Source organism: Streptomyces sp. NPDC002156 (assembly GCF_053593675.1).
Genome location: NZ_JBSFDA010000001.1, coordinates 39,060 through 65,119, shown reverse-complemented (window position 1 = coordinate 65,119; position 26,060 = coordinate 39,060). Strand labels below are relative to the sequence as shown.

The 26,060-nt window shown below is 70.3% G+C and carries 18 protein-coding genes and 1 pseudogene; 9 read left to right on the top strand and 10 right to left on the bottom strand.

The annotated features are described in order from the left end of the window. Window positions 1-16: 16 nt before the first annotated feature. From ACWCRB_RS00280 to ACWCRB_RS00250, 7 genes are all read right to left on the bottom strand, one after another. The gene (locus ACWCRB_RS00280) at window positions 17-700 is read right to left on the bottom strand and encodes a response regulator transcription factor (protein WP_389350507.1); all 684 of its coding nucleotides are present in this window, start codon (window positions 698-700) and stop codon (window positions 17-19) included. After that, window positions 697-1,917 carry a sensor histidine kinase gene (locus ACWCRB_RS00275; RefSeq protein ID WP_450993840.1) on the bottom strand — a complete coding sequence of 407 codons (1,221 nt, stop codon included), beginning with the start codon at window positions 1,915-1,917 and terminating at the stop codon, window positions 697-699. The genes ACWCRB_RS00280 and ACWCRB_RS00275 overlap by 4 nt, the downstream gene beginning before the upstream one ends. 115 nt (window positions 1,918-2,032) lie before the next feature. Beyond that, window positions 2,033-4,246, bottom strand: a complete 2,214-nt coding sequence (locus ACWCRB_RS00270) for an MMPL family transporter (protein WP_450993839.1) — start codon at window positions 4,244-4,246, stop codon at window positions 2,033-2,035. Window positions 4,247-4,446: 200 nt separating this feature from the next. Further along, entirely contained in the window at window positions 4,447-7,251 is a 2,805-nt protein-coding gene (locus tag ACWCRB_RS00265; protein WP_450993838.1) for a beta-L-arabinofuranosidase domain-containing protein, read from the bottom strand. Between the two features lie 43 nt (window positions 7,252-7,294). Further along, window positions 7,295-8,707, bottom strand: a complete 1,413-nt coding sequence (locus ACWCRB_RS00260; RefSeq protein ID WP_450994052.1) for a family 43 glycosylhydrolase — start codon at window positions 8,705-8,707, stop codon at window positions 7,295-7,297. A gap of 240 nt (window positions 8,708-8,947) precedes the next feature. Continuing rightward, window positions 8,948-10,162 (bottom strand): right-handed parallel beta-helix repeat-containing protein, encoded by a 1,215-nt coding sequence (locus ACWCRB_RS00255; protein ID WP_450993837.1) that lies wholly within the window; start codon window positions 10,160-10,162, stop codon window positions 8,948-8,950. Between the two features lie 401 nt (window positions 10,163-10,563). Further along, a complete protein-coding gene (locus tag ACWCRB_RS00250) occupies window positions 10,564-10,779 on the bottom strand; it encodes a dodecin (RefSeq protein ID WP_369032224.1) in 216 nt (71 codons plus the stop codon). Window positions 10,780-11,023: 244 nt separating this feature from the next. Here ACWCRB_RS00250 and ACWCRB_RS00245 point away from each other — a divergent pair, with 244 nt between their 5' ends. From ACWCRB_RS00245 to ACWCRB_RS00235, 3 genes are all read left to right on the top strand, one after another. Beyond that, on the top strand, window positions 11,024-12,496 hold the full coding sequence (locus ACWCRB_RS00245) for an exopolysaccharide biosynthesis polyprenyl glycosylphosphotransferase (protein WP_450993836.1): 1,473 nt from the start codon (window positions 11,024-11,026) through the stop codon (window positions 12,494-12,496). 171 nt (window positions 12,497-12,667) lie between these two features. Continuing rightward, entirely contained in the window at window positions 12,668-13,354 is a 687-nt protein-coding gene (locus ACWCRB_RS00240) for a DapH/DapD/GlmU-related protein (RefSeq protein ID WP_450993835.1), read from the top strand. Continuing rightward, window positions 13,351-14,478 carry a glycosyltransferase gene (locus ACWCRB_RS00235; protein ID WP_450993834.1) on the top strand — a complete coding sequence of 376 codons (1,128 nt, stop codon included), beginning with the start codon at window positions 13,351-13,353 and terminating at the stop codon, window positions 14,476-14,478. Before ACWCRB_RS00240 ends, ACWCRB_RS00235 begins: the two co-directional genes overlap by 4 nt. Before the next feature lie 146 nt (window positions 14,479-14,624). On the opposite strand, the gene ACWCRB_RS00230 is transcribed toward ACWCRB_RS00235, so the two are convergent. Together ACWCRB_RS00230 and ACWCRB_RS00225 are read right to left on the bottom strand one after the other, a co-directional pair. Next, entirely contained in the window at window positions 14,625-15,824 is a 1,200-nt protein-coding gene (locus ACWCRB_RS00230) for a glycosyltransferase family 4 protein (RefSeq protein WP_450993833.1), read from the bottom strand. Between the two features lie 32 nt (window positions 15,825-15,856). Then, window positions 15,857-16,837 (bottom strand): NAD-dependent epimerase/dehydratase family protein, encoded by a 981-nt coding sequence (locus tag ACWCRB_RS00225; protein ID WP_450405593.1) that lies wholly within the window; start codon window positions 16,835-16,837, stop codon window positions 15,857-15,859. A gap of 298 nt (window positions 16,838-17,135) precedes the next feature. On the opposite strand from ACWCRB_RS00225, the gene ACWCRB_RS00220 reads away from it, so the two are divergent. The 5 genes and pseudogenes from ACWCRB_RS00220 to ACWCRB_RS00200 form a co-directional block, all read left to right on the top strand. After that, window positions 17,136-18,620, top strand: a complete 1,485-nt coding sequence (locus ACWCRB_RS00220) for a hypothetical protein (RefSeq protein ID WP_450993832.1) — start codon at window positions 17,136-17,138, stop codon at window positions 18,618-18,620. Continuing rightward, window positions 18,617-20,197: a hypothetical protein gene (locus ACWCRB_RS00215; RefSeq protein WP_450993831.1), complete on the top strand. Its 1,581-nt coding sequence runs from the start codon at window positions 18,617-18,619 to the stop codon at window positions 20,195-20,197. Before ACWCRB_RS00220 ends, ACWCRB_RS00215 begins: the two co-directional genes overlap by 4 nt. Then, window positions 20,194-21,735 (top strand): lipopolysaccharide biosynthesis protein, encoded by a 1,542-nt coding sequence (locus ACWCRB_RS00210; RefSeq protein ID WP_450993830.1) that lies wholly within the window; start codon window positions 20,194-20,196, stop codon window positions 21,733-21,735. The genes ACWCRB_RS00215 and ACWCRB_RS00210 overlap by 4 nt, the downstream gene beginning before the upstream one ends. An 85-nt stretch (window positions 21,736-21,820) precedes the next feature. Beyond that, window positions 21,821-23,356, top strand: coding sequence for a fibronectin type III domain-containing protein (locus ACWCRB_RS00205; RefSeq protein WP_450993829.1), 1,536 nt, complete (start codon window positions 21,821-21,823; stop codon window positions 23,354-23,356). Further along, window positions 23,353-23,763, top strand: a pseudogene (locus tag ACWCRB_RS00200) (adenylyltransferase/cytidyltransferase family protein); the annotation flags it as partial. The gene ACWCRB_RS00205 and the pseudogene ACWCRB_RS00200, both read left to right, overlap by 4 nt. A 27-nt stretch (window positions 23,764-23,790) precedes the next feature. Here ACWCRB_RS00200 and ACWCRB_RS00195 read toward each other — a convergent pair. Next, window positions 23,791-24,498 carry a CDP-alcohol phosphatidyltransferase family protein gene (locus ACWCRB_RS00195; protein WP_450405606.1) on the bottom strand — a complete coding sequence of 236 codons (708 nt, stop codon included), beginning with the start codon at window positions 24,496-24,498 and terminating at the stop codon, window positions 23,791-23,793. A gap of 62 nt (window positions 24,499-24,560) precedes the next feature. Between ACWCRB_RS00195 and ACWCRB_RS00190 the strand changes: the two genes are divergently transcribed. Then, entirely contained in the window at window positions 24,561-26,024 is a 1,464-nt protein-coding gene (locus ACWCRB_RS00190; RefSeq protein WP_450993828.1) for a glycosyl hydrolase family 28-related protein, read from the top strand. Window positions 26,025-26,060: the final 36 nt, after the last annotated feature.

Genomic DNA, 26,060 nt, shown 5'->3' with positions numbered 1-26,060 from the left:
GGAACGACTCCAGGCCTCAGGACTCCTGCGGCGGCACCGCCCGCACCAGCCCCGACTGGTAGGCGATGACGACCAGTTGGGCCCGGTCGCGGGCGCCCAGCTTCGTCATCGCGCGGTGGACATGGGTGCGGACGGTCAGTGGGCTGACGTACAGCTTCTCCGCGATCTCGTCGTTCGAGCCGCCCTCGGCCGCCAGGCACATCACCTCCCGTTCGCGGGTGGTGAGCGCCGCGAGCCCCTCGGGGGTCGCCAACTGGGTGCCCGGGGCGGGGGAGTTGAGGAAGCGGGTGATGAGGGTGCGGGTCGCGTTGGGGGAGAGGAGGGAGTCACCTGCGGCCACCGTACGGATGCCCGCGAGCAGTGCCTCGGCGGTGACGTCCTTGCCCAGGAAGCCGCTGGCGCCGGACCGCAGCGCCTGGGCCACGTACTCGTCCGTCTCGAACGTCGTCAGGATCAGTACCCGTGTCGCGGACAGTTCCGGGTCGGCGCAGATCGCGGCGGTGGCGGCCAGGCCGTCGGTGCCGGGCATCCGGATGTCCATCAGGACCAGGTCGGGGAGGTGGGTGCGGGTCAGCTCGACCGCCTCCCGGCCGTCGGTGGCCTCGCCGACCACCGTCATGTCGGTCTCGGAGTCGATCAGGATCCGGAACGTCGCCCGCAGCAGGGCCTGGTCGTCGGCGAGCAGGACACGAATCGTCATGAGGTGCGCTCTTCTTCTTCTGAGGGCCGGGGGTAGAGGGGCAGCGCGGTGGAGACCTCGTAACCGCCCTCGGGGCGGTGACCTGCCTCCAGGTTGCCGCCGACGGACTGGGCACGCTCCCGCATCCCGATGAGACCGAACCCGCGCGCGGACGTGGCCGCGGCGGGACCCGCGGGGACCGTGACGGCGGCGGCGTTGTTGGTGACCGTGATGGTCAGCCGGTCCGCCGAGTACGCGAGCCGCACGCATGCCGTCGCGCCGACGGCGTGCTTGGTGATGTTGGTGAGCGCCTCCTGCACGATCCGGTACGCCGTCAGGTCCACCCCCGGGGACAGCGGGCGCTCCTCGCCCACGGTGGTGAGGGTGACGATGAGCCCCGCCGACTGGACCGTGTCGATCAGCTCAGGCAGCCGGGAGAGCCCGGGTGCCGGTTCCAGCGGGGCGTCGATGTCGTCGGCGTGGCGCAGCAGACCGACAGTGGCCTTGAGTTCGCGCAGCGCCGACGAGGTGGTGCCGGTGAGGTCGTTCAGCATCCGGCGGGTCTGCTCCGGGTTGCTGCGCGCGAGGTGCGCGGCCGTGGTCGCCTGGGCGTTGGCCAGGGCCAGATGGTGGGCGACGACATCGTGCAGCTCCCGCGCGATACGCATCCGCTCCTCGGTCACCCGGTGGCGGGCCTCCTCGTCGCGGGTCCGCTCGGCGTGCTCCGCACGGGCGTGCACGGCCTCCAGATAGGCGTGGCGCATACGCCGGGAGCTGCCGGTGGCGACCGGGACCAGCACATAGGCGATGGGGGCGACCGTCTTGAGGACGAGCGGATGGTCGACCGGGTCGAGGAGTGTGGCCGTGGCCACCAGCAGGACGATCATGCCGATGGTGTAGATCCGGGTCGTCCGCCGGTCGGTGAGGATGGCCAGCCAGTAGATCGCGACCATGGCGGGCGCCAGCATCAGCACGGTGAGCAGATAGCCCAGCGCGCTCGCGGTCATCGCGCAGACCGTGGTCACCATGACGGCCGTACGGGGATGGCTGCGGCTCAGGAGCACGCCCGTGCAGGCGTTGACGGCGATGAGCACGGCCGGCCACAGGCCCTCCGGCGGGGTGGAGCCGGGGAGGGTGACCCGGGCGCCGATCAGGAAGAGGGCGAACAGGGTCACGACGGTCACCGTGTCGACGACACGGGGATGGCGTGCCATGGAGCGCTCCAGATCGATGCTCATCGTTTCTCCGGTCAGGGGGGCGTGGACCCATGGTCCACGACAGTGCGTGAAGACGTCCGGCGAGGGCCGCCCGTGTGTCCAGCACGGGCGACCCCCAGGGCGTACGGCCGATTCGTCAGACCCGGACCGCCTCCCGGTCTGCCGTACCGTCCGCCCCGTCTTCGGGTGTCGCCGCCCTGTGCGCGAGTGCCTCGCCCTCCACGTCGACCCGGGGCAGCACCTTGTCCAGCCAGCCCGGCATCCACCAGGCGGCCTTGCCGAGCAGCGCCAGTACGGCGGGGACGAGCGCCATCCGGACGACGAAGGCGTCGAACAGGACGGCCACGGCCAGGCCGAAGCCGATCATCTTGATGATGGACTCGCCGGCGCCGATGAACCCGGAGAAGACGGCCATCATGATCAGCGCGGCGGCGACGACGACCCGGGCGCTGTACCGGAACCCGGTGACGACCGCCTGCGCGGGCCCGTCCCCGTGGACGTACGCCTCCCGCATCCGGGCGACCAGGAACACCTCGTAGTCCATCGCGAGGCCGAAGACGATGCCCACCAGGAAGATCGGCATCATGCTCATGATCGGGCCGGTGGTCTCGACGCCGAGCAGGTCCGCGCCCCAGCCCCACTGGAACACCGCGATCACGGAACCGAGCGCCGCCAGGACGGAGAGGAGGAAGCCAAGGGCCGCCTTGATCGGTACGAGGATCGACCGGAAGACCAGCAGGAGCAGCACGATGGCCAGACCCACGACCACGATCAGGTACGGGATCAGCGCGTCCTGCATCTTCTGGGCCACGTCGATGTTGGCCGCCGTGGTGCCGGTGACGCTGAACTCCGCGTCCGTGCCGGCCACCGTCGCCGGCCGCTCGGAGCGGATCTTCTTCACCAGGTCCTGCGTCTTCGTGCTGGTCGGCGCGTCGGCCGGGACCGCGGAGAAGATCGCCGTGTCACCGGCCGTGTTGAAGCGGGCCTGGGAGACGGACACGACCCCCTTCGTGGCGGCGATCTTCTCGGAGATCGTCGCCACCGCTCCCTTGGCGTCGCTCGCGCCCTTGGCGTCCACGACGATGGTCAGCGGGCCGTTGAAGCCGGGGCCGAAGGCCGTCGCGAGGTCGTCGTAGGCGCGGCGCTCGGTGGTGGAGGTCGGCTTGGCCTCGTCGCCGGACGTGCCCAACTGGAGGTCCATCACCGGTATCGCGAGGGCGCCGAGACCGGCCACCGAGGCGATCAGCACCGGGATCGGACGGCGCAGCACGAACCGGGCCCAGCGGGTGCCGCCGTTCTGCTCGGCCGCCGCCTTGATCTGCCCGGTCTTGCGGGCGGAGCGCGAGAGGAGCGCGTTCGGCCAGAAGCCGACCAGGGCAGGGACCAGCGTCAGCGCGACGAGCACACCGACACCGACCGCGCCCGCCGCCGCGAGCCCCATCTTCGTCAGCATCGGTACGCCGACCACCATGAGCCCGGCCAGCGCGATGACGACGGTGAGACCGGCGAAGACGACCGCCGAACCGGCGGTACCGGTCGCGAGCGCCGCCGCCTCCTGGGGGCTGTGCCCCTTGCCGCGCTCCTCCCGGTATCGGGACACGATGAACACCGCGTAGTCGATACCGCAGGCCAGGCCCAGCATGCTGGCGAGCGTCCCGGTCGTCGAGGACAGCCCGAGGGCGCTGCTCAGCGCCAGGATGGAGGCCATGCTGACGCCCACCCCGATGACCGCCGTCAGCAGCGGCAGCCCGGCAGCGGCCATCGAGCCGAAGGTGATGAGGAGGACAAGGGCCGCGATGGCGATACCGATCGCCTCGGCCGTACCGCCCGCCGCGGGCGTCGTCGCCAGCGCCGTACCGCCGACCTCGACGGTCAGCCCCGAGCCCTGGGCCTCCTTGATGGCGTCCTTGAGATGGTTCTTGGTGGCGTCGCTGAGATCGTCGGGCTTCGCCTTGTAGCTGACGGTGGAGTACGCGGTCGAGGCGTCCTCGCTGACCGCCTTGGCCTGGAAGGGATCGGCGGCGGACGAGACCTGCGAACCGTCGGCCACCTCGCCCACGAACTTCTCGATCGCCGCCCGGTTCTCGGTGGCGGTGACCTTCTCGCCGCCCGGGGCCACGAAGACCACCCGGGCGCTGGCGCCATGTGCGTTGGAGCCGGGGAAGCGCTGGTCCATCAGGTCGAACGCCTTCTGGGACTCGATCCCAGGCATCGTGTTGTCCGCGTCGGGAGCGGCGGGCGCCGTGGCCGCACCGGCACCGACGGCGGCGAGCACCGCCACCCACATCAGGGCGACGTACCAGCGCCGCCGGAAGGCCAGTCGGCCCAGCTTGTACAGGAAGGTAGCCACGAGGGGGAGGTCTCCAGATCGTCGGATCTCGGGTACCTGCCAAGGCTCCCGGTACCGACCCCCTCCCGTCGTCGTGCACCTGTCGACAATCGCGACTACTGAGAACGCAGTACACGGCCCTCACCGGTCGTTCCTGCGGCCGACGGGCGGTACCCCTCGGGTAGGGGTACCGCCCGCGACGATCACGAGACGTACGGCGGTCAGGACACGTACGACGCCGCCTGCGCCGTACTCACGACCGTGTTCGCGTTCGCCTGCGTGAGCAGCCCCGCCGTCACCCAGGCCGCCGTCGTCGACTGCACCCGGGAGACCAGCGCCGCCTTGTTCGCGAAGGGCGCCCCGGCCCAGATCTCGTCGAGCAGCGTGGTGCCGTCGGCCTTCGCCGGATTGGCGACCCCGGAGGACACGGTCCCGAACACGACCGTCGGCTCGGCCCGCCGGACATAGGCGTGCGTCGGGTCCTCGGTCCCCTCGGAGAAGGGGGCGAACTCGGTGCCGTTGAGCGTGTAGTGCAGCGGCTTGCCGCTCACCGGGGTGAGGGACGGCAGCAGATCGCCGGAGAGGGCCGCGTTGCGGTACAGCCCGAAGGAGAGGTAGCTGGTGCTCGTGCTCCGGGCGACCAGGTTGACCGGACCGTAGAACAGGGTCTGGAGCGACGGGTCGTCGAGCGCCTTCTCGACCCGCAGCCGGAACGGCACGCTGATCCGTACGACATCCCCGGCGCGCCAGGTCCGCGACACCGCGAAGTAGCTCCCGGCGACCGGGGTCCCGCTCACCGCCTGCCCGTTGACCGTCACCTGGAACCCGGCCGTCGCCCAGACCGGCACCCGCAGCCGCAGCGCGAAGGCCGCGCTGCCGCCTCCGAACGTGAGCGTGGTGCCCTGCTCCTGCGGATACGCGGTGGTCTGGGTGACCGTGACGCCCTTCTCGGCCCAGGTCAGGGTCGAGGGGCTGTACAGGTTGACGTACAAGGAGGCGCCGTCGGCCGACTTGAAGTACACCGAGTCCTGGTACTTGGTGGCGCTCTCCATGCCCGTGCCCTCGCAGCAGGTGGTGCCCTGCTTGGGCGTGTAGTCGCGCACATGTCCGGGGGTGAGCCCGATGAAGTACGTGACGAGCGGCTTCTCGGCGTCGGCCTTGTCCTGCTTGGAGCCGAGCACCTGGTTGTAGAGCGCCCGTTCGTAGTAGTCCATGTACTTCGGGTCCTGCTCGTGGAAGAACAGCATCCGGCTCAGCTTGAGCAGGTTGTGGGCGCAGCAGGTCTCGGCGGTGGTGTCGCTGATCGTCCCCGCGATCACCCCGCGCGCCTTCCAGAACTCGGCCGTGCTGGTGCCGCCGATCCCGTACATGCGCTGCGGGATCACCATGCCCCAGAAGTTCTTCGCGGCGGTCAGATAGCGGGCCTCGCCCGTCGCGTCGTACAGCCGGACGTATCCGGTGAAGATCGGGATGTGCTGGTTGGCGTGCAGGCCGTCGAGGATGTCGTTGTTCGCCGCGCACGCGTCGATGAGCGTGTCGAGGTCGAACAGCTTGGCCAGGGCGAGGTGTTCGGCCTTGCCGGTGATCGTGTACAGGTCGACGATCGTCTCGACGATCCCGCCGAACTCACCGCTGGAGAAGATCCCCCACATCCGCTGCAGGGTGGCGTCGGGCAGCTTGGACAGCCGGGAGTACATCCAGTCGCACATGCCCGACGCGAGGTCCAGCGCCCGGGCGTCGTCCGTGGCGAGATAGGCGTCCAGCAGACCCTTGAGGATCTTGTGCGCCGTGTAGTAGGGCGCCCACACCTTCGTGTAGTCGCCGCTGGTCATCGACTCCAGGGCGATGAACTGCGTCTCCGGGTAGGCGGCGAGGAAGCTCTGGTGGCTCGGGCCGCCCCAGGTGCGGCGCAGGGTGGCGGTCAGTCCGCGCCCGGAGGCGTCGCCGAAGGTGGAGCCGGTGGTGGCGGAGAAGTAGTACGAGGCGAGATTGCCGAGCCCCGCGGAGGAGTTCTTGGCCTCGTTGCTCTGGAGCGAGGTGATGTCGGCGGCGGTCAGGGCGCGCGAGTAGACGTTGAACTCGTCGAAGGCGCCCGCGAAGACGGGGTCGCCGGAGTAGTTGGAGCGGCCGAGCCAGTTGTTCGTCAGGGTGCCCAGGACGGACGGGTTGACGGTCATCGCGGTGTTCGTCGCGACGGCGGTCCCGTTGACGTAGAGGGTGCCCGTGGTGCCGGAGATGGTCACCGCGAGGTGGCTCCACTGGTTCAGCGGGAGCGCGGCGGTGCCGTTGAGGCCCTGTTCGGCGCCGGCGCCGTTGGTGGTGATGGCGAAGCGCGGCACGCCGCTCGCGTTGCGGGAGGCCAGGTACATGTACCGGGTGGTGTTGTTGCCGAAGTCGAAGACCCGCTGCCAGTTGGCGTCGTGCGTGGGCTTGACCCAGATCGACAGGGTGATCGCCGCGGCACCGCCCAGCACGGCCGCCGGGAGGTCGACGTACTGGTAGGAGCCCCGGACGTTCTCGTGCGCGCCGCCCCACCTCCCGGTGACGGTGAGCATGCGCGGGTCGGTGCGCAGCGCCGCGCGTACGTCGGTCAGCGCGCCGACCATCGTCCCGATCTTGGTGGCGTAGGCCTGGTCGCCGGTGCTCGCGTAGGCCTGCGACAGCATGCTGAGGAAGTGCCCGGTGTAGTGGCCGCGCAGGTTGCCGTTGGCCTCGCCGTCCAGGCCCTCCCAGCCACCGGGCGCGACCGCGCCGCCTGTGGAGAGTCCGGCGTTCGCCCGGAAGACCTGGAGTAGCCGGTTGACGTCGTAGCCGCGCCCGTGGTCCAGCATCAGCTGGCGCTTGCTCGCGAAGACGCCCGAGCCGAGCGAGACCTCCTTCAGCTCGAACGGGCGGAGTGTCCAGGCGGACGGCGCGGGCAGGGCAGCGGCGGCGGCCCGGCCGGAGGCCGCGTAGGCGAACGCGGGTGCGGCCGCGGCGAGAACCGCGCTCTGGAGCAGGAACCGTCTCGACGGATGGGGGGTCACATATGCCTCGTCTCTGAGGTGTCCGACGTGTCTGACCTGGGCTCTACTCGGCGTAGTAGGTCGCGTCCTGCTGGTCCAGGGAGGTGCTGAGCGGCTGGAGCTGGAGCAGGCTGTTGTAGTGCCGGATGAAACGGCCCGGGAAGTTGTACGACTCGAAGGACACCCCGGCCGCGTCGGCGAGGCCCGCCCGGCGGGTGAAGGAGGCGTCGGCCAGGAAGGTGGCCGTGCCGTCGTTCTTCTCCACCCACAGCTCGTAGTTCTTGTGCCGGAGGTAGTAGCCGGGGAAGTTCGCCGACTCCAGCGAGACGGTCCCGGAGCCGGTCAGCCCGGTGACGATCCGGAACTGCGAGTCGGCGAGGTTGGTGACGTTCGCCTCGATCTTCGCCCGGTACTCCCAGTGCCGGATGTACCGGTCCGGGTAGTTGAACGACGAGAAGCGGACCGGGGTGACACCGTCGGAGACCGGGATGCCGAAGTTCGGGGTGCCGTCGGCGTTCCAGTACAGCTTCTGGTAACGGGTGCGCCGGTTGGGGTCGTTGAGCGGATCGCCGCTGATGTCCTTGTAGTTGCGGTCGTGGTAGACGAGGACGTCGGACTTGCCGTCCTCGGAGACCGTGAACGTGTTGTGGCCCGGCCCGTACTGCCCGGTCGAGGCGTTGCTCGTGAACACCGGCGTCGAAGTCTTCGTCCAGGAAGCCGGGTTGAGCAGATCGGCGGAGGCGGACGCGGTGAGCAGGCCCAGGCAGTAGTTGGCGTCGGTGGCGCTGGCCGAGAAGGCCATGAAGACCTTGCCGTTCCGCTGGATGACCGACGGTCCCTCGTTCACCGTGTGCCCGATGATCTCCCAGGACAGCGTGGGCCGGGAGATCATCGCCGGAGTGCCGCTGATCGTCCAGGGGTTGGACATCTTCGCGAGGTAGAGGTTGGTGCCGTCGCCGACCGCCGGGTCGTTCTGCGCCCAGCTCAGATAGCGCGTCCCGTTCACCACGAAGGTCGTCGCGTCGAGCGAGAACGTGTCCAGCGGCAGGGCGATGCGGCCCTTCTCGGTCCAGGTCCCGGTGATCGGGTTGGCGGCCGAGGTCTCCAGGACGTACGGGCGGATCTTCCAGATGTCGTTGGAGGCGCCGGCCGCGAAGTAGATGTACCACTTGCCGTCGATGTAGTGGATCTCCGGAGCCCAGATGTGGGCGCCCATCTCACCGCTGGCGTGCTTGGTCCAGATGGTCGTCTCGGCGGCCGACGCCAGACCCTGGAGCGTGGTGGCCCGGCGCAGCACGATCTTGTCGTACGCGGGGACCGTGGCGGTGAAGTAGTAGTAGCCGTCGGTGTGCTTGTAGATGTGCGGGTCGGCGCGCTGCGCGGCGATCGGGTTGGTGAAGGTGACGGCCGGGGAGGCCGGGACGGCGGCGAACACCGGGGTGCCCACGGCGACGGGCACGGTCACGGCCACGACCAGGGCCGTGCAGGCCTTGAGGAGCGTGCGTCGGCTGGTCGAGCTGCTGCGGGTGCGGTCCACGGCGCGTCTCCTTCGGCGGCCTGTTCCCGGGCCGACATTGTTCGATATATGGAACGGTGTACGGAGGTTCGACCGAAAGATAGGTATGGGGCGTGAGCGAGTCAATGTTTCCGACAGGTTGAATTCCGGTTGATCGCTCACGCCACCGATACGCCCCCCGATACACCCGCCGAAGATCGCCTAGAAACGGGCCCCGATGTTCGTACCGGCGCGCGGCACAAGGAAGTTGGGAGCGGCGGGCAGCGAACCGTCCGCCCGACGCGAGCCGGTGATGGCCGCGGGGTCGGTGCTCAGTACCGACGCGGCGTTCCAAGTGCCGCCCAGATCCCAGGAGTTGCCGGTGGACACGGTGGCGGACCCGAGAGCGACGGCACGTCCGGCGGCCACCGATAGATCGGCGGTGAGGGTCGCGCGTCCCCCGGAGACGTCGACATCGAAGCCGGTGCCCGCATTCCCGTACGCGGTACTGCGGCTGATGGCGATCGCGCCCGGATTGCCGTTGTCGGTCATGCCGTGCGCCGCGTTCCTGAACGCGGCCGTGTTGCGCAGGACGTGCGCCGCGGCGGGCGCCGGTGTGCCGCCGCCGAGCTTGAAGCCGTTGCCGTCGCCCGCGAAGTCGGGGAAGTTCCAGCGGTTGACGCCGTTGCCGTACGCGATGGTGTTCTCGATCGTGATCGGCGAGGTGAACTTCCAGGCGTCGAAGCCGTCGTCGACGTTGTTCCACAGCCGCGCGCCCCGCACGACGTTGCCGGTCCCGCTGCCCTCCTTGACGGCCAGCCCGTCCGCGCTCTCGCCGTTCTTGCGCGGGTCGCGGTTGCCGTAACTGTCCAGGTCCAGGATCTGGTTGTGGGCGGAGGCGCCCTGGAGCTGGAAACCGGATTCGTAGTTGTCGTGGGTGATCAGGCGGGCGAAGACGTTGTTGTCGCAGCCGTCGCAGTACACGCCGTACGGCCCGTTCACGATCTCCAGCCCCGAGATCCGCCAGTAGGAGGCCTCCTGGTGGATCGCGCCGCGCTCGGCACGCGGGATGCTGCCGCCGACCGGCGTGTGGCTCGCCGGCAGTCGCTCCCCGTCGATCACGACCCGTTCGCCCGGGTAGCCGCCCAGGGTGATGGGCTGGGACGCGGTGCCGGAGGTGGCGATGGTGATGTTGTCGGTGAGCGCGTAGGTGCCCCCGTGTACGGTGATCGTGTCGCCCGGCTTCGCCAGGTCGACGGCCTTCTGGATGGTCCTCAGGGGGTGCGCGGGCGTGCCCGGCGCCGAGTCGTCGCCACCTGTCGCCACGACGAGGGTCGTCGCGGCACTCGCCCCCTCGGCGGCGCCCACGAGCATCCCCGCTGTCATTAACGCGGTGCCCAGGACCGCCGTTCCCGTCCGGATCGCTGCGTTGCGCATGTACGGCTCCCGCCTCTGCCTCGGCTCTGTCGCCAAGGAGTGGCCGCCGGCGCCGTGGAGGTTGCCGGGTCGGCCGACTGGACCGGGTGATAGGTCGTGAGCCTGGGACTGCGAGCGATCAGATACGCGAACGCTGCGGTTCTCGTCTCCAGCGGTTCCTGGGCACCTCGCCCCGCCCCTGAACCGGCAGGCGCGGGCCACCTCAGAGCCGTGGGCCGGAGATCCGGATCCGACTGGACCAGGGCCGCGCGCTCCGCGTCCTGGTGGACGACGAACTCGTCTGCCAGGACGCGGAACGGGCCGGCTTCAGCGTCGTACGGGCCCGCTGCACGGCCGAGTTCGGCGCGCCGAAGGATGCGAGGGAGGGTGGGGGCCGGACCTGCGGAGGTCGCCCACTACGGTTACTCGCCGTCCTCCAACCGGAAACCGACCTTCAGCCCGACCTGGTAGTGCTCGACCTGCCCGTCCACGATCTGGCCCCTGACCTGCGTGATCTCGAACCAGTCGAGGTTGCGGAGGGTCTGCGAGGCGCGGGTGATGCCGTTGCGGACGGCCTGGTCGACCCCCTCGTGCGAGGTGCCGACGATCTCCGTGACCCGATAGGTGTGGTTCGACATGCGGGGCTCCTCTCCGCGGTGACGGCGGCGTGGCGTCACCTGTGTCCGGTGTGTGGGGCGCGTCACTCCACCGTGCCCCAAGCAGCGGCGGAGCGCGAGGCGTCCCGGACACACAGGAGGGGATAAAAGTACGATATGCCAACCCATCTGATGATATAAGAATCACGTCAGGAGATGGGACCGCACGCGTGGTGGTTCACGCGGCTGTGCCCGAGATCTGCCGATCAGGGGTTGAGAGGAGACCATGCGGCGGTTCAGAATCGCGATGTCCCGACAGGCGCCGACTACCGTGGCGCGCCGCCCCGTCCACCGTGAGGAAACGTGGGCGCAGTGGTATCGCCCCTTCTCGGTCTGTGTGGACCTTCTTGCCGCGGCCCTGCCGGTCGCTGCGACGTTCGTGGAGGTCGAAGAACCGCACCCGCTGCGCCTGGCGGCCACCGCAGCCCTGCTGTGGCCGCTGATCGGGCTGGTGAGTAAGCGCAACACGCCCTCGGCCTGGGGCGACGGAGGCGGCCTCCGGGCCGTCATACGGGACTGGCTGGTCCTGGTCGGCGCCCTGGCGACGCTTCGTGTGGTCTGCGGACTGGACAGCGTGCCCGCCGAGGCGTTCACGGCACTGATCCCCGCGCTGGTCGTCACGGGGGTCTGTCAGAAGATGATTCACCGTCACCTGCTGGCCGCCCGCCGGGAGGCCCGCGCCCTGCGTCACGTGGTGATCGTCGGCGAACCACCGACGGTCGACGCGGTGGTGGAGCAGCTCTCCCAGCGGACGGATCACGAGTACGTGATCGTCGGCTCCTGCCCGGTGGGAGAGGGCGACGTGCGCTCCGGGGTGCAGGTGTGCGTGCGGCTGCCCTGCGAGGAGCCCGAGACGCCCGAGGAGGACGCCGCGGCCGTGCTCGGGGCGGCCGACAAACTCGCGGCCGACCTGATCTTCGTGGCGCCGGGCCGGCACATGTCGGGCGACCGGGTGCGCCGGCTGTCCTGGATGCTGCACGACAGGGGCCGCTCCCTCATGGTGCTGCCCGGCGTCGTGGACGTGGCACGCCGGCGGATGCGGCTGACCTCGGCGGCCGGACTCACCCTGCTGCACATCGCACCACCGCTGCAGCGCGGCGCGCACACCGTGGCGAAGGCCGCGCTGGACCGGGTGGGCGCCCTGGTGCTGCTCCTCCTGCTCTCACCCCTGCTGCTCGTGCTGGCGCTGGCCGTCCGGCTCGGCTCGCCGGGTCCGGTCGTCTACCGCCAGACCCGGGTCGGCTGGAACATGCGGCAGTTCGCCATGTGGAAGTTCCGCACCATGGTGGTCGGCGCGGACCGGCTCAAGAGCGGTCTGGAGGCGGAGAACGAGAACGACGGGCACATGTTCAAGATGCGGCGGGACCCCCGGGTCACCCCGGTCGGCCGGATCCTGCGGCGTTACTCGCTGGACGAACTGCCCCAGTTGTTCAACATCCTCTTCGGCCACATGTCCCTGGTCGGTCCACGTCCCCCGTTGCCCGAGGAGGTCGTCAAGTACAACGGGATCGAGATGCGTCGGCTCAGTGTCAAACCGGGCCTGACCGGGCTGTGGCAGGTGAGCGGCCGGTCCGACCTGTCCTGGCGTGAAACGGTCGCACTCGACCTGCGTTACGTCGACAACTGGTCGCTGACCGGGGACATGAACGTCATGGCCCGTACCGTGCGCGCGGTGCTGGACGGCCAAGGCGCCTACTGAACAGGAGTGTGGTCCCGTGGGGCGTGCCGTCGGCCGGACCGGCACGCCCCACGGGCGGTCCTCCATCCAGGCAGGTCTGCCGCCAACACGCGGTGATCGAAGGTGCTCCGTCCCCGGGGCCGTGAAGGATCGCGGACGTGGACGTCTTGGGCCCCCGGAAGGGACACCGTCATGGCAAAGACCACAGCCGCACAGCCCGCGGCCGCACAGCCCGAAGCAGCAGAGCCCGCAGTCGCACCGCCCGGAGCCGCCCCGCCCGCGGGTGACGCGGCAGGGGAGACGGCGTACCGGGCGGTCGTGGCGCGAACCCTGCGCGGCTTCACCGGTGCCGGCTACGAGAAAGGCCGCCCCCTGCTGGTCCAGGCGGCCTGGTTCGCGGCTCTCCATCTGCTCTTCGTCAAATGGTGGTTCCCGGCCCGGTGGCGGCCGGTACTGCTGCGTGCCTTCGGCGCCCGTGTCGGAGAGCGGGTGCTGATCCGGCGCGGGGTGCGCGTGCACTGGCCGTGGAAGCTGGACATCGGCGACGACGTGTGGATCGGCGAGGACGCCTGGATCCTCAACCTGGAACCGGTGACGATCGGCCAGGACTGCTGCGTCTCCCAGAGTGCGCTGCTGTGCACGGGCAGCCATCTCCGTCGTTCCGCCACCTTCGAGTTCGACAACGGCCCCATCCGGCTGGAGCCGGGCGGCTGGGTTGCGGCCCGCGCCGTCGTGCTGCGCGGCGTCACTGTCGGCCGGGACGCGGTGGTGGGGGCCGGTGCCGTCGCGCACCGGGACCTGGCGCCCGGCTCGGTCCTGACGGCGAGCGGTACGCCGGGAGCGGCCCCGGCCGTATCAGCGAAGGGAGTCACGGCATGAGACTGGTCCATGTGGTCACGCTCGTCAGCGACGACGGGGCCTTCGGCGGTCCGACGAGCGTGGCCGTCGCCCAGCTCGAGGAATGCGCCGCCCGCGGTCACGACGTCACGCTGGTGTCGCTGTGGCGGGGCAGGGCCCGCGCTTCGGAGCGTGTCGGAACCGTCCGTTTCGTCTCCCGCCCGGCACGGCGCCTCGTCCCGGGCCGAGGGTGCCTCGGACTCGCGCATCCCCTGCTGCTGTGGGACCTGTGGCGGGCCATGGGGCGCGCCGACACCGTTCACCTTCATGCGGGACGGGACCTCGTTTCCCTCGCCGGGCTCGCCGTCGCCCGGCTCCGGCGCACGGACTTCGTCACCCAGACGCACGGCATGGTCGAGCCCCGCACAGGTCTCGTCGCGCGGGTGTTCGACAGTCTGTACGTGCCCCTGCTGCGCCGGGCACGCTGCTGCCTGGTGCTCACCGAGCGGGAGCGACGGGCACTGACCGAGGTGCTGGGCCCGGACGGGCCACCGCTGGTGTCACTGCCCAACGGCCTGCGCACGTCCGGCGAGCGGCCGGGCACTCGGCCGAGGGACGACAACCAGGTGATCTTCCTCGCCCGGCTGCACCCGCGCAAGCGCCCCGAGGCGTTCGTCGAGATGGCCGCCCTGGTCCACAAGGAGATCCCCGAGGCACGCTTCACGCTGTACGGAGCGGACGAGGGATCCCTCGCGGCGGTGAACGGGCTCGTGATGGACCGCGGGCTGACGGATGTGGTCTCCTACGGCGGCGCGCTGGAGCACTCCGCGGCGCTCGAGGCCTACCGGAGAGCCGCCGTGTACGTCCTGCCGAGCGTGCACGAGCCGTTCCCGATGACGGTCCTGGAGGCACTGGCCGAGGGAACACCGGTCGTGTGCACGGACAGCAGCGGCATCGCGGCCGAACTGGAGCGCGGACAGGCGGCGCTGGTGACCGACGGCAGCCCGGAGGCCCTGGCCGATGCGGTGGCCGCGCTCCTCGTCGACGAACAGCTGCGCAGCCGACTGGCCGAGGCGGGTCGCCGCGCGATCGACGAGGTGTTCTCCATCCGGGCCGTCGTGGACCAGCTCGAGGGCATCTACCAGGACCGGCCGGGCGCGGGGTGACACAGGTGCGACGGCTGCCGGCCACCTCGGACCCGCCGGATCGACGGCGAGCCCTGGGTGGCCGGCGGCTTCGACCGACCAGGGGAGGCGGCCCGCCGGTGAGCCGCCGTCCGTGAGGAGAACGGCGGACTCCCGCGGCGGACCGGTCAGCGTGCGGCGCGGCGCTTCGCCGTCCGGAGGATGTCCTCGAAGCGCGAGGCGCAGTCCTCCAATGCGAACTCCCGTTCGGCCAGCGCGCGGCTCTCCTTGCCGAGTGCTTCGGAACGCGCCGGGTCGGACAGGACCTCCTGGACCCAGGCGGAGGCGTCGTCGAGTGAGGACTCCTCCGGCGGGAAGACAGCCGACCCCGCCTCGCGCAGCAGCTGCGCGGCCAGGTTGTCGGCGGGCATCAGGCCGAGCACGGGACGCCCGGCGCACAGATAGGACAGTGTCTTGGACGGGACGGAGAACTCCCCGGCGTCCGCCGCCAGGAGAACAACGAGGAGGTCGCCGGTGCCCAGGACCTCGGGGAGCCGCTCGTAGGGTTGGAAGGGCAGCAACGTCAGCTCGACGCCGCGGGCGGCCGCGGCCTCCCGGAGGACGGGCACGGCCGGACCGTCGTTGACGACGACGAGACGCACCGGAGCGCCGCGGTCCCGCAACCGTTCGGCCAGCTGCACCAGCAGGACCGGATTGTGTTTCAGCCCCAGGGTGCCGGAGTACAGCATGGTCCTTACTCCGCTCAGACCCTGCTCGGCCGACCAGGCGTTGGCTCGGGCCACCGGCACGATCTCGTCCAGCGGTGCCCAGTTGGGAATGACGGTGACCTTGCCGGCGGTGCCCCACTGCTCGTGGATCCGCACGAATGACTCGGCGATCACCACGATGGCCGAGGCCCGGCGCGCCGACCACTTCTCGCCCGCCCCGAAGATGGTGGCGGCGACGCCCATCGACTTCGCGACGTCGGCGGCGGCGAAGCGCTTGAGTGCGACGGCGGTCACGTCCTGGTGCCACAGCACCCAGGGGATCCGCAGCCGCCTCAGCACGGCCGCCGCCACGACCAGCACCGGAATGGGCAGATTGGACAGCATCACCACATCGGGCTTCTCGCGCCGTACCTGCCGGGCCAGTTCGAGGCCCAGCAGGGTCTCCTGGTGGAGCCGGCGGAAGTACGCCTCCTTCCTGAGCGCGGTGCTGTCCCCGATGGTGACGAAGCGGAGGCCGGGGGTGTCTTCGGCGAGGTTGCCCTTGCCGGAGACGTAGGCCGTACACGTGGAGTGGACGACATCGTGACCGCGGCGTGCCAGCTCCCGGCTGAGCTGGGCCTGGAACGGGTGGCCGCTGTAGTCGTGGACGAGGATCCTCATCGGGTCGTGGTGTCCTGGTGCTCGGTCGGGTGTCACTGGTGGGAGCGCTTGACCTGGTCGTAGACCCACGCGTAGGTCTTCTCCAGACCGTCGACGAGGGAGACCGACGGCTCCCATCCGTAGATCTCGCGGATCAGGGTGTTGTCGGAGTTGCGCCCGCGCACGCCCTGCGGGGCGTCGAGCCGGTGGGCGCGCTCGCAGCGGACGCCGGCGATCCGCTCGACGATGTCGACGAGCTGGTTGATGGTCACCAGTTCCGACGATCCGAGGTTGACCGGTACACCGCTGTCCCCGTGCATGATCATCTGGCTGCCGTGGAGGCAGTCGTCGATGTACATGAAGGAGCGGCTCTGCTGTCCGTCGCCCCAGATCTGCAGCCGGTGGTCACCGGAGAGGACCGCCTCGGCCACCTTCCGGCACACCGCGGCCGGAGCCTTCTCCCGTCCGCCGGTCCAGGTGCCGTGCGGGCCGTACACGTTGTGGTAGCGGGCGACGCGGGTGACGAACCCGTGGTCCTCGGCGTAGTGACGGCACATCCGCTCGGAGAAGAGCTTCTCCCAGCCGTAGCCGTCCTCCGGCAGCGCCGGATAGGCGTCCTCCTCCTTCAAGGCGGTGACGTTCGGGTCGGTCTGCTTGTCGGCCGCGTAGACGCAGGCGGACGAGGAGTAGAAGTAGCGCTCCACGCCGGCCTCGTGCGCCGCCTGGAGCATGTGGGTGCTGGTCAGCACCGACATCATGCAGGCGGCCTTGTTGTTCTCGATGAAGCCCATGCCGCCCATGTCGGCGGCGAGCATGTACACCTGCCGGGCGTCCCGGACGCCCGCGCGAGCACTGTCCAGGAGCGACAGGTCGGCGATCACGTTCTCGGCGTCCTCGTGGACCTGGTACCACTCGTGCCGGGGCTTGATGTCGATGGAGCGGACGGTCAGCCCCTGGGCGAGCAGGTCGCCCACGAGATGGCCACCGATGAATCCGCCGCCTCCAGCGACGACGACGTCGACCCGCTTGCTCATGCGCAACTCCTCTGGGAATCCGGAGATCTGATCTGAGGTCAGCCGGCCCGCCGCTGCTCGTGACGCCGGTCCATCACCGGGCTGCGCGGGGACCTGCGCGATAAGCTATGCAGACTTGTCATGATTTGGGGTAAATGGCACGCCGCCCGATGAACAAGATCACCCGATGGCTCTCTCGCCGAGGTGGCGGCGCCGAAGTCAAGGATTCGTGCGCGCCTGGGACGATTTGATAATTAAGCGCGCTATATATCGTTCGATGATGTTTCGTCCAGAATGCTCACTCGGCAGAGAGGTCGGGATGCAGGACGCTCGCGTCCGCAGTGTGGCTGCGGTTTCCCTCTGGGCCGTGGTGCTGACCGTCCTGCTGCCGGGGCTGATCCTCCAGTCGGACGGCGTGCACCTGTCGGCCGCACTGGCCCTGCAAGGTGTCGTCGTGGCGCACACCGGCGGTGCGCTCGCCCGCGTGCTCACCGCGGGCACCGTGCGGTTCATCGCCTTCGGCTTCTGGGTCTTCGTCTATATCTGGCTCGGTCTGGCCCCCTTGGCGATGCTCGCCGCCGACACCTACCCGTGGCCCAACCGGACCAGCGAGGTGACCGCCTTCCAGGCGGTGGCCGTCGTCGAACTGGGTCTCGTCGCCTACAGCGCCGGAACGGCCCTCGCCGCCCGCCGTGGCCACGCCCGCGCGGCCTGTGCTCCACCGGGATTCCTGGAACGACTTCTCTCCCGGCGTCTTTCCCCCTGGCGGCTGCTGGCACTGTGCGGGCTCGCCCTCGCCCTGGCGGTGCTGCTGATCTCGGGCCAACCCGGCCGTCTCGGCGCGTACTTCACAAGTCGTCAGGCCATCACCGAGGTCGGCGCCCCCGACAACGGGCAGGGCGGCTTCATGCAGGTGCTGCTCAGCTGGTCGCTGTCCGTGCCCGCCTTCTGGGCGCTGCTGGGCCTGCTGCGCGTACCCCGCCTGCCCGGCGGCGACCGATGGCTGCGCGGCGTCCGCTGGCTGCTGCTGCCGGTGCTCCTCGCGCTGAACGCCGTTGTCAACAACCCCATCAGCAAGCCGCGGTTCTGGGTCGGCACGGTCCTGCTGACCCTGCTGTTCACCGCGCCCCGGCTGTGCCGGCCCCGTGCCTTCCGCATCGCGGCGGCCGCTCTCATCGCGGCGCTCCTGCTCGTCTTCCCGTACAGCGACTACTTCCGCTACAGCGAGCGGGAGGACGTCGCCGTCGTCTCCCTCGCCGACCAGTTCACCACCAACGGCGACTACGACGCCTTCCAGCAGGTGCAGACCGGACTCGACTACGCCCGGGAGAACGGGTTCTCCCCGCAGGACGCGCTCGGCCCCCCGCTGTTCGCGGTGCCGCGCTCGATGTGGCCCGGGAAACCCGACGACACCGGCATCACCCTGGCCAGGTACGCGGGGTACGACTTCCTCAACCTCTCCGCGCCCCTGTGGATCGAGAGCTACCTGTGGGCCGGCCCCTACGCGGTGGTCATCGTGTTCCTCCTGCTCGGCGCGGCCGGACGGCGTGCGGACGACGTACGCCACCGGCTGCGCGACCGGCCGGACACCGTCGCCGCCCTCATGGTCCCCGCCTTCGCCTTCTACCAGATGGTCTTCCTGCGCGGCAGCCTGCTCGGCATCGCGGGCCCACTGACCCTGCTGCTGGCCATCCCGCTGCTCATCAGCATCCCGACCGTCAGGACATCCCGGTTCCCCTCATCGGCGGCGCCGACCGCACCCACCCGTCATGCATCGATCCCCGGAACAGGAGGGCACCCGTGACCGGCCCCATCCCCATCGACGACCGGTACGACGAGCCGGACCAGCTACGCGACCAACTGCGCCGACTCCTGCGCCACCGCGTCCTGATCACGCTGGGAATCCTCCTGGGACTCCTCGGCGGGCTGGCGCTGTCGCTGCAGCGAGCTCACACCTACACCGCCACCAGCGAAGTCCTCGTGCGCTCCACCACCGACCCCTTCGGCGCGGTCGGCGTCTCCGCCGACAACCAGGTCAGTATGAGCACCGAGCAGCGGATCGCCGCCAGCGCGGCCGTCTCCCACCGCGTGCCACGGCTCCTGGGTCGCCCCGACAACCAGGCCGGCACGCTCGGCGCCCGGGTGCGGGTCACCAATCCGCTGAAGTCCCAGGTACTCCGCTTCGAGTTCACCGCCCGCGGGCCCCAGCGCGCGGCGCGCGGCGCCAACGCCTTCGCCGAGGCCTACCTCGCCGACCGCAAGAGCCGCAACGACGCCACGGTGCTGCGGGCCACCCGCGCCCTGGAGCAGCAGATCACCGTGCTGAACCAGCGGCTGGCCCAGAACCAGCTGGAGCGGGCGACCGCGAAGCCCGCCGCGCAGAACCAGCTCTACAACCTGCAGAAGAAGGTCCTCGACATCAAGTCCCGCGACACCGACGGCGGTGACATCGTGCGCAGGGCCGTGGCCCCCGCCCTGCCCGTGGGCCCCGGTCGGAAGACCCTGCTCGCCGTCGGACTGGCCTGCGGTCTCCTCCTCGGCATCGTGCTGGCCTGGATGCGCTCCGCCCTGGACACCCGGGTCCGGTCGGTGGGTGAGGTACGGGCCGCCCTGGGCGCCCCGGTGCTCGGCCTCCTGCCCTCGGACGACGGGGGCGACGACGCGCTGCTGACGGTCGGCCACACGAACAGTCCTCGCACGGAGGCGTACCGGGCCCTGGCCTTCCGTCTGCGGCAGCTCGGCAGCCCGGCCGGCCCCGGCAGCGTCCTGGTCGTGGCCCCCCGGCGTGCCGACGCCGCCGAGGAGGTCGGCGCCAACCTGGCCGCGGCCCTCGCCGAGGAAGGTGGCGACGTGCTGCTGGTGGACGCCGCCCCCGACACCTCCGGACTGGCCGGACGACTGCCGCTGCTGCCGTACGAAGCCCCCGCCCTGAAGGAGGGGTTCCGCTCCGAGAGCGGCGTCCTCGTCGACGCCGACGTGACCGGACGCCTCACCTTCTCCTCGGGCGGCCACACCGGCCCGTACACCCGGGCCGCCCTCTCCGGGACCGACCGGACGGGGTCCGAGGCCGACACCTCCACCGTCGTCGTCACGGGGCCCTTCCTCGAGCACGCCGACGTGCTGGCGGTCGCTCAGCGAGTCGACGGCATCCTCGTGGTCACCGGCCTCGACGGCACCCGGCGCGACGACCTCCGGCAGGTGCAGGAGCTGATCGGCTGCTCCGGCGGACGCCTCCTGGGGGCGGTCCTCGATGCCGGGCGCCCACGCCGACGCCTGCGCGCGCTGTTCCGCCGCCGGAAGAACGGTCGCGTGTCGCCCGTCGACACCTCGACCATGGACCTTCCCCTGTACGACGGCACGCTCACCGTCACCCGCCGATGACCGCACCCGAAGCGACCGCTCGCCGCCGCGCCGGGGCCACCGCCCCGAGCGGGGTGGCCGCGGCCGCACGGGGCGGCTGGTGGGGGATGGCGGGGTCTCTCGCGAACGCCGTCTTCTCCTTCGTCTTCGTCGGCCTGATCACCCGGGCCGTCGGAGCGAACGGAGCGGGAGCGATCTTCACGGGCGTCGCCCTGTTCACCATTCTCAGCAACGCCTGCAAGCTCGGTGCCGACACCGGGCTTGTCCGCTTCGTCCCGCGCGACCTCGCCGTCGACGACGGCCGCTCGGTGGGGGCGCTGCTGCGCACGGCCGCCCTGCCGGCGGCCCTGGCCGGCACCACGGCCGCCGTGCCCCTGCTGCTGTTCCCGTCGGTGGCCACCACGCTCCTGCCCCTCCTGCCCCCCGCGGACGCCGTCGCCCTGGTCCGGCTCTTCGGACTCTTCCTGCCCGCCGCCACCGTGGGCACGATCCTGCTCGCCGCCACCCGGGGCTACGGCACGGTGGTGCCGTTCGTCGGCGTGGAGCAGATCGGCAAACCGGTGCTGCGCGTGCTGATCGCCGTCCCTGTGGCCTGCTACGCGCCCGGACTGCTGGCCCTGGCCTCGGCCTGGCTGCTGCCCGCGCTGGCCGGCTCCGTGGCCGCCTGGTTCGCCCTGCGCCGCTGCCGCGCCGGCCACGGTACGCCGTACACCACGGGACCCGGGTCCGTGCCTTGGCGGACCTTCTGGGGTTTCGCCGCACCCCGCGCGGTCTCCTCCGTCTTCGACATCAGTGCCGTATGGGTCGGCGTCATCCTGCTGTCGGTCATGGCCACGGCCGACGACGCGGGGGTCTACACGGCGATCGGCCGCGTCGTCACCGCGGGCGCCCTCATCCAGCTGGCCGTCCGGCTCGCCTCCGCACCGGAGATCAGCCGCCTGCTCGCCGTCGACAAGGCCGCCGAGGCGCACGATCTGCACCGCGTCTCGACCTGCTGGATCGTGCTCTTCTCCTGGCCCCTGTTCCTCCTCGTCGCCGGCTTTCCGCGGACCGTTCTGTCCGTCTTCGGGCCGGAGTTCGTCGACGGTGCGCCCGCCCTGGTGCTGCTGTGCGCCGCCTCGATGGTCAATGTCGCGGTCGGCAACGCCCAGACCGTGCTCCTCATGGCCGGCCGCAGCTCCTGGCACCTGGCCGTCACCGCCGCGGCGTTCGCGGTGCAGCTGGCCGTCGGCGTGTTCGCCGTGCCGGCCTGGGGTGTGCTCGGCGCCGCCGCGTCCTGGGGTGCGGCCATCATCGTGGAGAACCTCGCGGCGGCCGTACTCATCCGGCTGGGCCTCGGCTTCACCTCCGTGAGCCGCGGCTACGTGAACGCCCTGGCCGCCGGTCTGTTCGTCGCGGTCGCCCTGGCGGCCTCCCGCGCGCTGGCAGGTGACACACCGACAGGACTCGCCGTGGGAATGGTCTTGGGAATATGTGTATTTGCTACTAGTTTGTGGCGATATAGGACGCCGCTGAGAGTGAGCGAGCTGGTCGGAGTGCTGCGCCGACGCGCTGCATGAGCCCAGACACGGTCGTACCGTCCGGGCTCACCCTGTCGGCGTCACCTCCTCCGTATCACTTCCACAACTGCCACCGGGGTGTCCCTTGCGCCTGAGAAAGCTCCGCACGAAATCGGTCACGACGGCGGCTGTCACCGCCCTCGTCTGCACCACGGCCCTGCTCGAAGCCTTCCCCGTCGCTGCCGCCGACGGGACGTTCACCGCCGATCCGCTGGCCACCTGGCAGACGAACGGCATCGTCTGGTCGCTGGCCTCCGCGAACGGCGTCGTCTACGTCGGAGGCACCTTCGACTCGGTCCGCCCACCCGGTGCCGAGCCCGGCCGGGGCGAGGTGAAACGCCACAACTTCGCCGCCTTCGACGCGGTGACGGGCAAGCTGCTGCCCTGTGCCCCGTCCTTCACCGGCCTGGGCCGCACCGTGCGGGCCATGAAGGCCTCGGCGGACGGCCGCGTGCTGTACGTGGGCGGTTCCTTCAACCGCGTCAGATCCACCAGCGTGGCCAGCGCGGTCGCCCTCAACACCGCAGGCTGCTCGCTGCGCGAGAGCTTCCGCCCGGCGGTGTCCGCCACCGTGCGGGCCATCGACGTGACGGACAGTGCGGTGTACCTGGGCGGTGACTTCGGCCGCGTCGACGGCAAGGTGAGGCAGCGTGTCGCCGCCATCTCCCCAAAGGGCTCCCTGCTGCCCTTCTCGGCGAACCTCGACCACCCGGTGCGCGCCCTGTCGGCCGCGACCTCGCACGGGCGCGTCTTCGTCGGAGGCGACTTCGAGTCGGTCAACGGACGCCAGGACCGTTCGCTGGTCGCCCTGAACCCCACCACCGGCGGGACGGTGCTCTCCTATCCTGGATGGTTCCCGTCCCAGTCGTCGGTGAAGGCCATCGCGCGCGACAGCACCCGCTTCTACGTGGGCGCCGAGGGCCACGGCCGGGGCATCTTCGACGGCCGCATCGCCGGCCGGCTGACGAACAACACCCTTGTGTGGAGGGACACCTGCCGCGGCGCCACCCAGGCCCTGCTGCCCTACAAGGGCGTCCTGTACAGCGCCTCACACGCGCACGACTGCGCCGAGACGCCCGGAGGGTTCCCCGAAAGGGGAGACCGGCAGCACCTGCTGGCCCAGCAGCTCAACGACCGCAGGATCCTGCACTGGTTCCCCGACACCAACGACGGACTGGGCGAACACGTGGGTCCCCGCACCCTGGAGGTGGGACGCGGCATCCTGTGGGCGGGCGGCGAGTTCACCACGGTCAACAACAAACCGCAGCAGGGCCTCACCCGCTTCGGGAGCCGCGACACCGGAGCGCCGATGGTTCCCGCCCTCTCGGTGGCCGACACCGACCCCGGCAGGGTCACCCTCGCCTGGCGCACCTCATGGGACCGGGACGACGCCGAGCTGACGTACAGGATCTACCGGGACGGGAAGCTCGTGGCACGGCGGACCAAGTCGTCCGCCTACTGGGACCGTCCGCGGATGAGCTACACCGACTCCGTGGGCGCGGGCACGAGCCACCGGTACGCGATCGAGGTGACGGACGGGACGAACACCTCGCCCAAGTCCGCCGCCCTGAGCGTGACCGTGCCGAAGGCGGAGGAGCGGGCCAAGGGTGAGACGCGGTGACCCGCATCGGATTCGCCCCCGGCGTCTACGACCTGTTCCACGTCGGGCACCTCAACATCCTGCGTGAGGCACGCCGGCACTGCGACCGTCTCGTCGCGGGGGTTACCTCCGACGACCTTGCCGCACGCCTGAAGGGCAGGCTGCCCGTCGTTCCGCTCGCCGAGCGCCTGGACATCGTCCGTAGCGTGCGTTACGTGGACGAGGCCGTCGTGGAGGCGGACGTCGACAAGCTGAAGACATGGAAGCGGGTCGGTTTCCACGTCATCTTCAAGGGTGACGACTGGCGGGGAACCCCCAAGTGGGAAGAGCTCGAGCGCCGCTTCGCCCCGGTCGGTGTCGAAGTCGTCTACTTCCCGTACACCGCGCACACCTCCAGCACCCTGCTGCGCGGCGCCCTGCAGCTGCTCTCGGCGCACGAGCCGACGGAGATGCCCTCAGCGCAGCTCGCGGAACCACTTCACCAGGAAGGCGGCCATGAACAGGACATGGGCGAGCAGCAGCGCGCAGTACACCGAAAGGAAGACCTCCTGACTCCCCAGGAATAGGAAGCTGACGCAGGTCAGGCCGTAGTCGACCGGGAGGAGCAGCACGGATCTCAGTGCTGGGACCGGCCCAGTCGGCGCCGGGACATCACCCGGTGTCCGCCGCTTGAGCTTGTCCGTCAGAATCCCGGCGAAGAAGATCACCACGGCCGCGAGCTGGAACAGCATCGGTGCCAGGAGAAACTCCGGGCCGGGCAGGGAGAAGAACCGGTAGAACGACACCAGCACCACCAGGTGGAGGGCGACGATCTTGACGCAGTCCAGGACATGGTCGAGCCACTCGCCCGACGGGCTCCCCGAGCGCTGACCCCGCGCCAGCTGACCGTCGGCCGCGTCCAGGGCGAACCCCACGGCCAGGGCCGCGCCGACGCAGACCGCCATCGTCGGCCCGGGTGGCAGCAGAGCCACCGCGGCCAGGGCCGGGAAGGTGAACAGGGCGCCGAGCACGGTCAGCTGATTCGGCGTCGCCCCCACCCGGTAGGCCAGCGCGGCCAGTACACGACCGGCCGGACGGTTGATGAACAGGGTGTAGAGCGACACGCCCTTCGCGGGCTTCTGTGCCGCCGACAGCTGTCTGAGTACCGCAGTAAATTCTGACATTATCCTCCTTTATGGGGCAAAACGTTAGAGAGAAGGCAATCATGGCAGAAAGGGGAGGTTCCATGTCTCGTGTCAGTCGTCGTCAACTTCTGCGTGGCGGAGCGACGGTGCTGGCCGCGACGGCCCTGACAGCCCACAGCGCATCCGCCGCCGTGGGGCCGGAGGGCACTCCCGCCCCACCGGCCGGCCCCTTTGAACCCTGGCGAGGGCGTCCCTCCGGCGACCCGCTGCTCCGAGTGATCGATGTGACCCAGCTCGGCGCGGTGGGCGACGGACGGACCGACGACAGCGCGGCGTTCGAGCGTGCCTACCGTCTCGCCGCCACCCAGGTCTCCGGCGGCGTCGGACGCACGGTGATCTGGATTCCCGCCGGCGAGTTCCTCATCACGCATCCGAACGCGCTGATGAACGGAGTCGCTCCGCTGCGGCCGGCCAACGGTCTGCGCTTCGTCGGGGCGGGCAAGCGCATGACCACCCTCGTCTTCCGCCCGAATGCCGGCCCGGGCTCCTATCTGTGCCGAAACGAGGACATCTGGTCGAACGTCTCCTTCGAGCGCATGCAGTTCCGCTCGGCCACACCGGGTGCCTCCTTCTTCAGCTCGTACTCCACCGGGCAGGCGCAGGACTACCGGTTCTCCGAGTGCGAGTGGATGGGGGAGTGGGAGTTCGGGCTCGCCCTGGAGGGTACGGACACCAACTCGGAGATGCGGTGGGAGGCGTGCCGGGTCGGCGGCAGCTACCGCCGGGCCTTCCTGTACTCGGGTCTGACCCGGCGCGGGCAGGCGGACGCCAACGACCAGGACCAGTTCCTCAACTACTGGTTCACCGACATGAAGGTCGAGTACGAGTGGGGCAACTTCCTCGAGTTCCCCTACGGCGGATCGATCACCTGCCGGGGCGGCTCGTACATCATCACCGGCACCCGCCCGGTGAGCACCGAGGAGTACGGCGTCAGCAGCACGTTCTTCCGCTTCCCCGTCGCCCAGCACCATGACTCGGTGCAGCGGTTCCACGCCCAGGACATCCGGTTCGAGGTGCGCAACCCGAACGTGCGGATCATCGACAGCGAATGGAGGAGCGGAACGATCCACTTCAGCGACTGCGACGACACCGGGCACGCCTTCCGGGACTTCTCCGCCGACGTGCGCCCGCACCGCTACTCGGTGGGGCCGCGAGGGCCGTTGATCCGCTACGACTCCTGCCAGTTGGTGGGCCGCCACGAATACCGGACCGACGGCCGGCAGCATCCCCTGTCGGCCGTCGCCCGCTACGACATGTGCCTGCTGCGCAGCCACGCGGTGAGCGCGTTCCTGGTCGCCGACAGCACCGACGGACCCGACTTCGTCAGCTTCGTCGACTGCCTGGACGTCCCCCGCACCGACGACACGCCCACGCAGGCCGACCCCGGCGGCCCGGTCTCCACGACCAGCCCGGTGGCACCCGGGAGCCCGCCGCCGCCCGCCGGTGATGCCGCCCCGCCCACCCCGAGCCCGCCGCCCTCCGCGGCGCCGGCGGCCGGCGGGTGATGCGTTCCGGACGCCGGCCCGCGGTGAGCCGCGCCG